A 13,269-nucleotide genomic window follows, 5' to 3' on the forward strand; every position below is an offset into this window, starting at 1 on the left:
GATCATTCCTCGTTTAACATAGGTAGGTCTAAATTTTGTTCTTTAGCGCAATTTTTTGCTATGTCGTATCCGGCATCAGCATGGCGCATTACACCTGTTGCAGGGTCGTTCCACAGTACGCGAGCAATACGCTCTTTAGCTTCATCAGTACCATCGGCAACAATAACTACACCAGAGTGCTGACTAAATCCCATTCCTACACCGCCACCATGATGAAGCGACACCCAAGTAGCGCCACTTGCGGTATTAAGCAGTGCGTTGAGTAATGGCCAATCTGATACTGCATCTGAGCCATCTTTCATGCTCTCTGTTTCGCGGTTAGGGCTGGCAACTGAGCCAGAGTCGAGGTGATCGCGACCAATAACTATAGGGGCTTTAAGTTCGCCATTTTTAACCATCTCATTAAAGGCCAGTGCAAGGCGCGCTCTATCTTTAAGTCCAACCCAGCAAATACGTGCAGGTAAACCTTGAAATTGTATGCGTTCCCGCGCCATATCAAGCCAGTTATGCAAATGTGCATCATCAGGAATAAGCTCTTTTACTTTAGCGTCGGTTTTATATATATCTTCAGGGTCGCCTGATAATGCTACCCATCTAAATGGTCCAATACCTTCACAAAATAAAGGGCGAATATAGGCAGGCACAAATCCAGGAAAATCAAACGCGTTGGTAACACCCTCATCAAACGCCATTTGACGAATATTATTACCGTAATCAGTAGTGGCGGCACCGGCTTTTTGTAGTGCCAGCATAGCTTTAACTTGGACTGCCATTGATTGTTTAGCGGCTTTTACTACGGCTTTTGGATCTTGCTCACGCATTTTTGCAGCGTGCTCCATTGTCCAGTTTTGTGGTAAGTAACCATTCAATGGGTCGTGAGCAGATGTTTGATCTGTGACTACATCAGGGGTAATGCCTGTTTTAACCAGTGTACTAAAAATATCGGCAGCGTTACCTAGTAAACCCACTGAGAGGGCTTTACCTTTAACACATGCATCGGTTATTAATTGCAGTGCGTGTTCAAGACTTGTTGCTTTTACATCAACGTAGCCTGTTTTTATACGAAAATCGATACGGCTTTCATCACATTCAACAACCAGTGCACTAAACCCAGCCATTGTAGCTGCAAGTGGTTGCGCACCGCCCATACCACCAAGACCACCTGTTAATACCCATTTACCACTAGCGCTACCTGCAAAATGTTGCTTTGCCATAGCTACAAAGGTTTCGTAAGTTCCTTGTACTATGCCTTGCGAGCCAATATAGATCCAAGAACCCGCCGTCATTTGCCCGTACATCATCAATCCTTTTTTATCGAGCTCGTTAAAGTGCTCCCAATTTGCCCAGTGTGGAACAAGATTTGAGTTAGCAATAAGCACGCGAGGAGCATTACTGTGGGTTTTAAATACACCAACGGGTTTTCCTGATTGTACAAGCAGGGTTTCGTCGCTTTCGAGCCTATCGAGGGTTTCTATAATTTTGTCATAACTTGGCCAATCACGAGCTGCTCGGCCAATACCACCATATACAACAAGTGCATGAGGATGCTCTGCAACTTCAGGGTCTAAGTTATTCATTAGCATGCGCTTAGCAGCTTCTGTTTGCCAGCTTTTAGCACTTATTTTATCGCCATGAGGTGCACGTATTACGCGACTTGTGTCGAGTCGGTTGTTCATGTTTTGCTCCTGTTGTATATACAAGGTGATTTGTTATAAAAAAAGCGCAGTAAGCGCTATTGTTTGTTATTTTTTAAATGTTAAGTGGCCACCTAAGCGATATTTACTGCCAGGTGATACAAGGCGCGCAAAGCTTACAATGCCTTTAACAGACCAGGTGCGTCGGATCACTTGTAAGCATGGCTCTTCATTATATAAGTTTAACCATTGGCACATTTCGCTGTTTGGCATAATGGCCTCTACTGTATGCCTTGCTTGGGTAAGTGGGGCAACACTAGATAGATATTCATGAGGTGTAAGCATGCTAAAGTCTTGTTGTAAGTAGCCAGTCGCAAGGGCAGGGTTTACAAAACGCTCTTCTAGCTGCAAAGGGCTGTCGTTTTCGTTATGCACCAGTACACTTCGATATACAACACTGTCAACCTCAACACCAAGTGCAATGGCAATAGGTGCGACTGCATTTATTGATTCGAGTATGAGTACGCTACAGGTGTAGTTGCCGTTACGCTCTTTTACTTCATCAGCAATATTTTTTATTTCAAGTAACGATGACTGCGATTTAAATGTAGCTACAAATGTACCTAACCCTTGGCTGCGGGTTAAAATACCTGCCTCGGTTAATTCGCTTAGTGCTCTGCGGGCTGTCATCCTGCTTACATTAAATTGACTACTTAGTTCGTTTTCAGAGGGAACACGTTGGTTTTCTTGCCACGTACCGCTGCGAATTTTATCAACAATGAATTGTTTGATTTGCGCAAATTTAGGTGCCGTCATTAAATTTATGGTTACATTAAAAATAAACTATATAAATAAGATGACACAATTACCTTGTATATACAAGATGGATTGTTAGACTATATTTTCATTATTCACGGTGTAAAAAGGGCTGCGATATGCAAAGCACAACACAAAATTATGAGTTAGAAGAAATCGACTTACTTTTAACTGATGCCAATATTGCCACTATGGATAGCAATATAAATGCCCCTTATGGCGCAATTGAAAATGCTGCTATAGCCATTAAAAATGGTAAAATTGCGTGGATTGGAGAGCAATCAACATTGCCTAGTTTTGATGTGTTTGCAACGCCGACATTGAGTGTAAAAGGACAGTGGTTAACGCCGGGCTTAGTAGATTGCCATACTCACTTAGTATTTGCAGGTTCAAGATCGCAAGAGTTTGAACAGCGTTTGCAAGGCGTAAGCTATGAGCAAATTGCGGCACAAGGCGGTGGCATAGCAAGTACGGTTAAAGCCACAAGAGCAGCCGACCGTGAACAATTGTTTGTTGATGCAAAAGATCGCTTAAATACGTTATTAAAAGAAGGTGTAACCACCGTTGAAATAAAGTCTGGTTATGGGCTAGATACAGAAAACGAGATAAAAATATTAGAAGTCGCTCGTTTATTAGGTGAACATCACCCTATTGATATTAAAACTACTTTTTTAGGGGCGCATGCTCTACCGCCTGAATACAAAGGCCGTGCTGATGAATATATTGATTTAGTGTGTACTGACATGCTTGATCAGGTAGTGGCTAATAATCTTGCTGATGCAGTCGATGTATTTTGTGAAAATGTTGGGTTTAGTTATTCGCAAACCAAACGTGTTTTCCAAGCGGCTAAAAAGCATAACCTCCCAGTAAAATGCCATGCTGAGCAGTTATCTAATCAACAGGGTGCTAAGCTGGTGGCGCAGTTTAATGGCTTTTCGGCGGATCATATTGAGCATCTAGATGAAGAGGGTGTAAAAGCCATGGCAGACGCTGGGACGGTAGCGGTGTTATTGCCAGGTGCATTTTATTTTTTAAGAGAAACTAAATTCCCACCTATTGAATTACTTAATCAATATAAAGTACCTATAGCTATTGCGAGTGATTTTAACCCAGGTACTTCACCACTATGCTCAGTGCACTTGATGATGAACATGGCATGCACATTGTTTAGATTAACACCTGAGCAAGCATTAGCTGGTGTTACTCGAAATGCAGCTAAAGCACTAGGTTTAGACGACCGTGGTATTTTAAAGGTTGGCGCAAGAGCTGATATTGCGCATTGGCAAATAAGTCATCCATCACAATTAAGTTACCAATTTGGCGTAAATAAACTGTTAAATTTATGGATTTTGGGTAGAATTAATTAGTTTGTATTATTTTTACTCACATATAACTTGGTTTAAACTTTTTTAGCGAATACGGATGCCGTTAATTTGAACATACTAACCGACAGTAATTTCCCAATATTTTTTAGTGGTGCACTATTAATGGCGATGATCGCCACTTTATTTGCTGTTAAAAATACCAGTATTAAATTTAGTTATTTATGCACAGCTGCTGTTGGTTTAGCTATCTTAAGCAGCGGTGCGGCTTGGCTTGCTATTCTACTAGCCTTTGGGTTTTGTTTTCACTTATGGCAAGCATTTGAGCGAAATAATTGGAGCATGATAATTACCAGCTCAATGGCTGGTCTTTTATTTGTTGTTCTATTTTCAGCTCATTTATTATTGGAAGTTCCGCTATTTTGGGTTGTGTTAGCAATATTATTATTAGCTATTGTTGGCTTTTTAAATGATGAAAGTGCTGAAATAGAAGTCGTTATAGAGCCAGAACCTGAAGGTGATGCATTTATTGAAGAGTCTCCGCTTTCAGTTTTTGCAGATAGAAAACAGTTACGACAAGGTTACTATGCATGGTGCGACAACAAACAAATAAGCGCAGCGTTAATCGTTATTCGCCTTGAAGGCTTTGAGCAAGTTAACCAGCATATTGGACGCGACTTTGGCGATATACTGTTAGCGCAATCGGCTAATCGAATAAAAGAGCTACTTTCAAGTGACGAAATAGTGACTTTAACTGGACAAGAAAAGCTAGCCCACTTAGGGGGTCTTAACTTTGCATTTATTTGTAGTTTCGCGAATCAAAAACACTTACATGAATTAGTTATTGACCAAATACTGGGTGCAACGCTTAAGCCATTTAATGTTGCTAACTGCACTGTAGAAGTAAAAGCGAGAGCGAGTTATGTTGATTGTAATGAGCAAGATAACAACTTTGATAATTTAATATCGTACGCATATCTGGCACTCGATAGCCACCCAGATCGCAAGGTTGTGCCTTATCATCAACAAATGATGATTGAATTGCGAGAGCAACAAGCGCGACTAAAGGAATTAGCAAATATTGATTTTTCGAGCGAGTTAGAGCTTTATTTTCAGCCTATTATTTGTAACGAAAACGGTCAAATTGAGTTTTTAGAATTACTACTGCGTTGGCAGCACCCTAAGCAAGGGATTTTATCCGCTAACAGGTTTATCGACGACATTAGAATTGCAGGGCTTGGTTATCCACTCGCTAAATTTGTAATAGAGAGAGCTGCTGAGCTTGCAATGGCGCTTAGAATAGAAGGTATTTCTATACCGCTTAGCATTAACGTATTTGGTCCTGAAATGCTTAACGAAGAGTTTATTGAATTTGTTGATGTTGTTTTAAGTGAGCATCACTTGGAAGCTGGCGATTTAATTGTTGAATGCCCTTTGCATATTTTTACGGGACTAGATGATAAAGGCAGAGGCATGATCGCAAGGCTTAATAACATAGGCTTAAAAGTATGTGTTGATGGACTTGGTGATAACCCGGTACTACTTTCTAAGTTACCAAGCTTAGCGGTAGAGTATATTAAGGTTTCACCTTCACTCACTGCTGACTTTAGTAATCAAAACAATATACGCAGTTTAGTTAGCGGAATGGTTGAAATGCATAACCAACAAAAAACAAAAGTGATTTTTGAAGGGGTAGAAACACTTGAGCAACTTAAGTTTGTAAAAAGCTTAAAAGGTTATGCTGCCCAAGGTTATTACTTTGGTCACCCGCTAAGTAGTATTGGTTTAATGAGCTGGCTAAAAGAGTGGCGATTAGTTCAACAGCGCTAAGTGTTTTCTTTGGCTTGTAGATAGCTATTCACAAGTGCACTGATCACTTGCCCTACATGGGCAGCACCGGCCTCAACTCCGCTAGGGTGCTGGCTAGGCGCTGCTTCACATAAATGTAAGTACTTAGAGTGGCGATGGTTTGCTGCTAAGTGCACAAAGTGCTCAGTGTCATTCACACTAAATCCGCAACATGTGTACGCACTAACCGGCATGTAAGTAATACTATCTAAATCAACTTCAATACCCAGTGGTAAATCGTTAAAATTACTTAATGCGTTTTCAATTGCCTGAGTGAGTGTAATTTTTCGCTTAACTTGTATTGATTGATAGCTATCAAACGTAAAGTTAGCTTCACTCATTGCATCTATAATTGCTTGATTGTTTTTTATCTCATGTAAGCCAATAACGTGGTAATTACTTAGATGTTGCTCGTTATAAGCGTAGCGAAAGCCATTGCCGCTATGGCGACCTTCACATTCTCTAAAGTCGGCATGAGGGTCAAAGTTGATAGCATTAATAGGTGTATTTTTTGACTTACTCAGGGCACGGATAATTCCCAAGCAATTATTATGACCTCCGCCAATAACGATTGGCTCAAGCCCCGCTTTAAAAATAAGGCTCAATACCGACTCTACGCGTTCATCAAGCTGTTGGCATAAATCTCGTAATTGAGTTAATTGCTGGCCTTGCTGATTATTAAGCTGGTTGCTTTGCGTCATTAAATCATCAGTATTAACTTCACCCAATAAAAGCACTTTTTGAGTGGCAATAAATTGATTGTGAGGTTGGTTTAAAAAGCGTTTTAAAAAAGCAGGCCATGCTTCGTTTGTACCACCATTTCCTAAGTTTGCTTTTGGGCCGATATCTTCGCAAATACCCAGAAGTACATAGCGGATACCAAATTGAGCAGCGTCAACAAGTGCTTGTTGCAGGTTTACTTGGGTGTCGAGCAAGGCCATTGATTGCCATGCTTTTTTCTCATTTACGCGGGTAGAGCAAAGTGTTCTAACCGCGCTTTCATCATATACTTTTAAATGGGAGGTCACGTTATACTTCTACAACTTCCAACTCTAATTCTTCTGCAGATAAAACAATGCCTGTGCTATCAGCATAAATAAAGTCGTCATCAAAAAATGATACCCCAGCAAAGTTAACGCCTATAGCATCTTCACCAGCACCTTCGCTGTCGGCTGCAACAGGGATTGAAGCAATTGCTTGAATGCCTAAATCAAGCTCTTCAAGCTCATCAACGTGGCGTACTGCGCCGTAAACAACAATACCATTCCAGTTGTTTTCAAGTGCTAGCTCAGCCAGTTCAATGTCGATTAGTGCGCGACGAGTTGAGCCGCCACCATCAATAAGAAGTACTAGGTCTGTACCATCTTGAGAAAGTAATTCGCGGATGAGTTCATTATTTTCAAAACATTTAACCGTTTTAATGCGGCCACCAAAGCTGTGTCGACCACCAAAGTTGATGAACATAGGCTCTAGCACGTCAACCACGTCAGCAAAGTGGTCGCATAAATCAGAAGTGCTGTAATCCATTATTTTATCCTCAAAAGGTACATTAATTTATATCTCAGTATACCCTCCTTATAAGCAATAACAACGACTTAATCGCAGTAAATTTAGGCAAAACAAGCGCTAAATCATTAATCGCAATAATAGTGTATTAAAAGCGTCACTCAATTGTTATTTACAACACATAAGCTAAATCGGTGTTCATATGTTATGCAATGAGGGATGGTGATGAATAATAATATGCTTAAAAAGGTAACTCAGATAGATGAGCAATTATTTTTAACTTTGTTTAATTGCAATTCACCGAGGTGGTTTAAAACAATGGCCTTTGGTTTGTCTAAAAGCGGTGATGGTGGGCTTTATATATTAATATGCTTAGCAGTGTGGTGGCTTAGTAATAATGAACGGCACCAATTATTGCCTGTCACTATATTAATTGGTTTTGCTATAGAAAGACCTATTTACCTACTAGCTAAAAATAGGTTTGCTCGGATCCGTCCATGCGACTGCTTAGTAACAAATGCCTATATAGTACCAAGCGATAAATTTAGTTTACCATCGGGTCACAGTGCTGCTGCCTTTTTAGTGGCAATTATATTAAGCCATTTTTTTCCAGAATATGCATTACTACTATTTAGTTGGGCTACCGGCGTTGCTATGTCTCGTGTGGTATTGGGTGTGCACTTTCCTGCTGATATTATAATAGGCGCAACGATTGGTAGTTTTTGTGGTTTATTTGCGTTAGCACTCGTGGTGCCTGCATGAAAATATTGTATGGAGTACAAGGTACCGGTAATGGTCATATAACGCGCGCTCGGGTTATGGCAAGCTGCTTTAATAAGCTCGGTATTGATGTTGATTATGTGTTTTCAGGGCGCGCAAATAAAGATTACTTTGATATGCACGAATTCTCAGATTATAAAGCGTATCGTGGTTTGTCGTTTAGCACTGAAAATGGGCAAGTTAAAAATTTAAAAACACTTAAAAACATGCGAATTTGTAAGTTGGTGAGTGATATAAAATCGCTTGAGATAAAACAGTACAATTTTGTACTTAACGACTTTGAGCCAGTTACAGCATGGGCTGCAAAACGGGCTGGTATACCCGTTATTGGCATTAGTCACCAAGCAGCATTTTTGTCAGATAACGTACCTATGTTTGGTCGTGGCGTCCTGAGAAAATCACTTATCAAGCATTATGCACCAGCGACTACCTACTTAGGCGTGCACTGGCAACCATTTGCAAATAATATAATACCGCCTTTTATTGCTAATCATAATCACGACAACCCTGTAGCCGTAATGAACAAGGTATTGGTATATTTACCTTTCGAAAACTTAGATAGCGTTGTTGATTATTTAAAAGACTTTCCCGAAAAAGAATTTTATTGCTATCACCCAAATGCCACCAATCAATCTTTTGGACATATACATTTACGAGCCCCCTCACGCTCTGGTTTTTTAAACGACTTAGCAAACACAAGTGGCGTTATTGGTAATGCGGGATTTGAGCTTGCCAGTGAAGCGCTTAAGTTAGGTAAAAAGTTACTATTAAAGCCTTTAGATGGTCAGTTTGAGCAAGCAGCAAATGCACAAACTTTATTTGCCATGGGCATGGCGCATGTTATGAACTATTTAAACCCACAAGCCCTTGATGATTGGAATAGCGCGCCGCAAAACAAGCAAATAAATTACCCCAGCGATCCCGCGCCTTTAATTGATTGGTTGGTTAAACAACAATGGAATAACACACAATCGTTACATAAAGGTTTGTGGGATAGTGTCGCCTTATAGCCATCACATTTAAACTGTTTAGAATTACCAATAATAAAAAGTTAAATTAATTAGTCGCTTTTGATCTATTAGCTATAATACAAATGCATATTTAAAAAAGGCGTTAGCGATGAATTTTTTACAAAACTTAACAATTAAACGACGTTTACAACTAAACGCAGTCGTTGTTGGTTTAGCAATGGTGGTCCTTTTATGCGTGATTATTTTTGAATCACGTACAACCTTGAGCTTAAACAAGACCATTCAATTAGCAGAAGAGCTCAACGTACATGCATTAGCATTGCGTAAACATGAAAAAAACTTTTTGTTTTATAAACAAGAAGACGCGTTAACTGCATTTGAAACGGATTTTGAGCAGTTAAGTGATAAAGTAAAAAAGTTACAACAGTTAATGGCTAACCAAGGTATTGCACAGGAACAGGTCCAGCACTTTGAGCAACTAATAAGTAGCTATAATAATGATTTTGAAACTGTTGTTAAGCTTCAAAAAGAGATTGGTTTAACCCCGATCGACGGGTTATATGGCAAGCTTAGAAGCTCGGTTCATGAAGTTGAGCAACTATTAAAAGAGCAGCAAAATTACCAACTGCTGTCGTCAATGCTGCAACTAAGACGCTCAGAAAAAGATTTCATGCTGAGATTTGATATTAAGTACCTAGGGCGTTTTAATGAGGGAATTAATACATTTAAGCAGCAGATAGCTGCAGCACAGCTGCCAAGCGACTATAAAGCACAAATTAATCCTTTGATTGATATATACCAAAGCGAATTTCAAACACTTGTGCAGGCGCAAACTAAGCTAGGGCTAGATCTTGAGTCAGGCGCACTTGGAGTAATGCGTGACAGTGTAGATAAAAGCGACGCCATTGTTTCTAAAATCGTTAAAGACACTAAGTTACAAGTAGAGCAAAGTGTAGAGCAGGCTCAATTTTTAGCTATTTTGGTATTTGTGATTGCAGGTGTGATTGTATTAGCACTCGTTTATTTTACAAGCCACTCCATTATTGTACCTATTGAGCGGGTTTACCACACCATTAACGATATTCGTCGTAATAATGATTTGAGCGTGATGATAGAGCAAACTGGTAAAGACGAAATTACCACCATGACGGTCGACTTTAATAGCTTAATAGGCGATTTTAAGAACTTAATTAACGAAGTTAATGGTGCTTTAAACACGCTTAATGTAGCAACAGAGCATTTATCACAAAGTACCGCAGCAACAAGCTCTGGTATGCAAGAGCAACTACATGAAGCCGACATGGTTGCAACTGCAGCCACCGAAATGCAGGCGACGATTCAGGATATTTCACATAATACTGAGGCGGCTGCGAAAAAAGCAGAGTCAACAAATTTAAGTGCACAACAAGGGCGTAGTGAAGTAGATTCTACCGTTAAGCACATTAGGGCCCTATCTGATTCGCTGGGGAATGCATCAAATGTAGTGTCGCAACTTGAAAAAGATGGTGAAACAATTGGTTCAGTGCTTGATGTAATTCGAGGGATTGCAGATCAAACAAATTTACTTGCACTTAATGCGGCAATAGAAGCGGCCCGTGCTGGTGAGTATGGTCGTGGTTTTGCTGTTGTTGCAGATGAGGTTCGTTCATTAGCAAAGCGTACTCAAGAGTCTACAAGTGAGATTGAAGGTATTATAAGTACCTTACAGCAGCGTACTCAAGAAGTGGTGAGTATTATGCACAAATGTCGCTCTCAAGGTGATGAAAGTGCCTCGCAAGCAATTAAAGCAGGTGAGCTATTAGGCGCAATTACTGAAGATGTACAAACAATAATGGAAATGAGCTCTCAAATAGCAGTTGCTATTGATGAGCAAAGCCAAGTGGCATCAGAGGTTAATAAAAATGTAGTAAGAATTCGCGATATTGCACAAGACGCAACTGAACATGCTGCTAACAATGCGCAAACAAGTGAAGAGGTCTCTGAGCAGGCTCGCGTTCTGTTCACTGCAATTGATAAATTTAAGGTTTAATAACGCTTAATAGAACGGGCCTATAAAGTTTAAGGAACAAATTTTATAGGCACGCTATCTTTACTTTTTTCGTGTTCAGTTACCCGCGCTAAATATTCACTCCACAATGTATCTTGTTGCTGTTGTAGTTTTTCAAAGTAGCGCCAGCTAAATAGTCCGCTGTTATGGCCATCGTCAAAATCTAAACGAAGTGCGTAATGCCCAACAGGTACAATACTTTTTATTCCTACAGCTTGCTTATTAAGTACTAGCTTCATTGGGCCAGAGCCATGGCCCTGCACTTCAGCTGAAGGGGAGTGTACACGTAAAAACTCACAGCTAAATACAGCTTTACTGTCATCATCAAAGTAAACATCTAGATTTTTACTTACACTGTGGTAATGCACTTTTGTTACGTGTTTCATTTAATATATCCCATTAAAAAGCCCCCAATCTGGAGGCTTTTAGTATAACGTTTATATTCGTTTTATAGAATAAAGCGGCTTAAGTCTTCATCTTCAACAAGTGCACCTAAGTGTTTTTCAACATAAGCGGCGTCGATTACTAATGACGAGCCTGCTTTTTCAGAAGCATCGTATGAAATTTCTTCCATCAATCTTTCCATTACAGTGTGTAGACGACGAGCACCGATGTTTTCGGTTTTCTCGTTAACTTGCCAAGCTGCTTTGGCAATACGCTCAATTGCATCGTCGCTAAACTCAATCGATACCTGCTCAGTTTTAAGCAACTCTCTTTGTTGCTCGGTAAGCGATGCATGAGGCTCTGTAAGGATGCGTTTAAAGTCATCTGCAGTAAGTGCTTCAAGTTCTACTCGAATCGGTAAGCGGCCCTGTAGCTCTGGGATCATATCTGATGGCTTTGCCATCTGAAACGCACCAGAGGCAATAAACAGCATATGGTCAGTTTTAACCATTCCGTGCTTAGTATTTACAGTTGAACCTTCAATTAGCGGTAGTAAGTCGCGCTGAACACCTTCTCGGCTCACATCTGGACCTGAAGAATCGCCGCGCTTACAAATTTTGTCTATTTCATCAATAAACACAATACCGTTTTGCTCTACTGCAAAAATAGCTTGCTCTTTTAGCTCTTCAGGATTTACTAATTTAGCGGCTTCTTCTTCCGTTAATAGTTTGAAGGCTTCTTTGATTTTTAGTTTACGCTTAGTGCGCTTATCGCCGCCCATGTTTTGAAACATGCTTTGTAGCTGGTTGGTCATATCTTCCATACCAGGAGGCGCCATAATTTCTACGTTTGGTTGTGCTTGTGCTAAATCGATTTCAATTTCTTTATCATCTAGCTGACCTTCACGTAGCTTTTTACGGAACGTTTGGCGAGTTGATGAGTTATCATCACGCTGCGTTTCGCCGTATTGATCTTTCGCTGGTGGTAAAAGGGCATCTAAAATGCGCTCTTCTGCTGCTTCTTCGGCGCGATGTTTAAATTTCTTAGTCTGCTGTTCGCGAGTCATTTTAATTGATACATCGACTAAATCGCGGATGATAGTCTCAACTTCTTTACCAACATAGCCAACTTCCGTGAACTTAGTCGCTTCTACTTTAATAAAGGGTGCGTTAGCAAGTTTTGCTAATCGGCGGGCAATTTCTGTTTTACCTACACCGGTTGGACCAATCATTAAAATGTTTTTTGGTGTTACTTCGCTGCGTAAATCTTCTTTGAGTTGCATGCGGCGCCAGCGGTTACGAAGTGCGATAGCCACTGCTTTTTTTGCTTTAGCCTGACCTATAATGTGCTGATCTAGCTCGTGAACAATTTCTCTTGGGGTCATATCAGACATGATAGTTCCTATTATAATTCTTCGATTGTTTGGAAGTTATTAGTAAATACGCAGATGTTGCCTGCAATAGTTAAGCTTTTCTCTACTATTTCACGAGCGCTTAAATCTGTATTTTCTAAAAGGGCGGTTGCAGCTGATTGTGCAAAGTTACCACCACTACCAATTGCAATTAGGTCGTTTTCAGGTTGAACCACATCGCCATTACCGGTAATAATTAAAGAGGCTGTTTCGTCTGCAACAGCGAGCAGAGCTTCGAGTTTTCGAAGTGCACGGTCGCTGCGCCAATCTTTAGCCATTTCTACTGCGGCTTTAGTTAGGTTTCCTTGGTGCATTTCTAATTTGCTTTCAAAGCGCTCGAAAAGAGTGAAGGCATCAGCAGTACCACCGGCAAAACCAGCGATTACTTTGCCATTATAAAGACGTCGAACTTTACGGGCGTTGCCCTTCATTACGGTATTACCAAGAGACACTTGGCCATCGCCGCCAATTACAACCTTGTCGCCACGGCGTACACTTACGATAGTAGTCATGTTATTCCTCATCATCGAGCTGCAGAGGCAACTCGTAA

12 protein-coding genes are annotated in these 13,269 nt (G+C 40.4%); 5 read left to right on the forward strand and 7 right to left on the reverse strand.

Translation table 11 applies throughout. The features are described 5' to 3' along the window. Positions 1-2: 2 nt before the first annotated feature. Both hutU and hutC read right to left on the reverse strand, forming a co-directional pair. Positions 3-1,676, reverse strand: a complete 1,674-nt coding sequence (hutU, locus tag H5115_RS05290; RefSeq protein WP_182754022.1) for a urocanate hydratase — start codon at positions 1,674-1,676, stop codon at positions 3-5. A gap of 66 nt (positions 1,677-1,742) precedes the next feature. Beyond that, a complete protein-coding gene (hutC, locus tag H5115_RS05295) occupies positions 1,743-2,450 on the reverse strand; it encodes a histidine utilization repressor (protein WP_182754024.1) in 708 nt (235 codons plus the stop codon). 119 nt (positions 2,451-2,569) lie between these two features. Between hutC and hutI the strand changes: the two genes are divergently transcribed. Together hutI and H5115_RS05305 are read left to right on the forward strand one after the other, a co-directional pair. Then, the gene (gene hutI, locus H5115_RS05300) at positions 2,570-3,817 is read left to right on the forward strand and encodes an imidazolonepropionase (protein ID WP_024596304.1); all 1,248 of its coding nucleotides are present in this window, start codon (positions 2,570-2,572) and stop codon (positions 3,815-3,817) included. Positions 3,818-3,937: 120 nt separating this feature from the next. Further along, positions 3,938-5,602, forward strand: a complete 1,665-nt coding sequence (locus tag H5115_RS05305) for an EAL domain-containing protein (protein ID WP_024596305.1) — start codon at positions 3,938-3,940, stop codon at positions 5,600-5,602. Here H5115_RS05305 and H5115_RS05310 read toward each other — a convergent pair. Together H5115_RS05310 and rraA are read right to left on the reverse strand one after the other, a co-directional pair. Next, on the reverse strand, positions 5,599-6,648 hold the full coding sequence (locus tag H5115_RS05310) for a formimidoylglutamase (protein ID WP_182754026.1): 1,050 nt from the start codon (positions 6,646-6,648) through the stop codon (positions 5,599-5,601). The genes H5115_RS05305 and H5115_RS05310 overlap by 4 nt on opposite strands. Before the next feature lies 1 nt (position 6,649). Then, on the reverse strand, positions 6,650-7,147 hold the full coding sequence (gene rraA / locus H5115_RS05315; protein WP_002959955.1) for a ribonuclease E activity regulator RraA: 498 nt from the start codon (positions 7,145-7,147) through the stop codon (positions 6,650-6,652). 201 nt (positions 7,148-7,348) lie between these two features. On the opposite strand from rraA, the gene H5115_RS05320 reads away from it, so the two are divergent. The 3 genes from H5115_RS05320 (at position 7,349) to H5115_RS05330 (ending at position 10,906) form a co-directional block, all read left to right on the forward strand. Further along, the gene (locus H5115_RS05320; protein ID WP_182754028.1) at positions 7,349-7,888 is read left to right on the forward strand and encodes a phosphatase PAP2 family protein; all 540 of its coding nucleotides are present in this window, start codon (positions 7,349-7,351) and stop codon (positions 7,886-7,888) included. Continuing rightward, complete coding sequence (locus H5115_RS05325) at positions 7,885-8,916, forward strand: MJ1255/VC2487 family glycosyltransferase (RefSeq protein WP_182754030.1); 1,032 nt, start codon at positions 7,885-7,887, stop codon at positions 8,914-8,916. Before H5115_RS05320 ends, H5115_RS05325 begins: the two co-directional genes overlap by 4 nt. A 109-nt stretch (positions 8,917-9,025) precedes the next feature. Beyond that, positions 9,026-10,906 carry a methyl-accepting chemotaxis protein gene (locus H5115_RS05330; RefSeq protein ID WP_182754031.1) on the forward strand — a complete coding sequence of 627 codons (1,881 nt, stop codon included), beginning with the start codon at positions 9,026-9,028 and terminating at the stop codon, positions 10,904-10,906. Positions 10,907-10,935: 29 nt separating this feature from the next. Here the strand turns inward: H5115_RS05330 and H5115_RS05335 are convergent, their stop codons facing one another. The 3 genes from H5115_RS05335 to hslV form a co-directional block, all read right to left on the reverse strand. After that, the gene (locus H5115_RS05335; RefSeq protein ID WP_002958364.1) at positions 10,936-11,310 is read right to left on the reverse strand and encodes a gamma-butyrobetaine hydroxylase-like domain-containing protein; all 375 of its coding nucleotides are present in this window, start codon (positions 11,308-11,310) and stop codon (positions 10,936-10,938) included. A gap of 62 nt (positions 11,311-11,372) precedes the next feature. Beyond that, positions 11,373-12,701, reverse strand: coding sequence for an HslU--HslV peptidase ATPase subunit (gene hslU / locus H5115_RS05340; RefSeq protein ID WP_024596310.1), 1,329 nt, complete (start codon positions 12,699-12,701; stop codon positions 11,373-11,375). A gap of 11 nt (positions 12,702-12,712) precedes the next feature. After that, complete coding sequence (hslV, locus tag H5115_RS05345) at positions 12,713-13,231, reverse strand: ATP-dependent protease subunit HslV (protein ID WP_002958366.1); 519 nt, start codon at positions 13,229-13,231, stop codon at positions 12,713-12,715. Between the last annotated feature and the right edge of the window lie 38 nt (positions 13,232-13,269).

Origin of the sequence: Pseudoalteromonas sp. SR44-2 (genome assembly GCF_014163745.1) — a bacterium.
In the GTDB taxonomy this organism is placed as follows: Bacteria; Pseudomonadota; Gammaproteobacteria; order Enterobacterales; family Alteromonadaceae; genus Pseudoalteromonas; species Pseudoalteromonas distincta.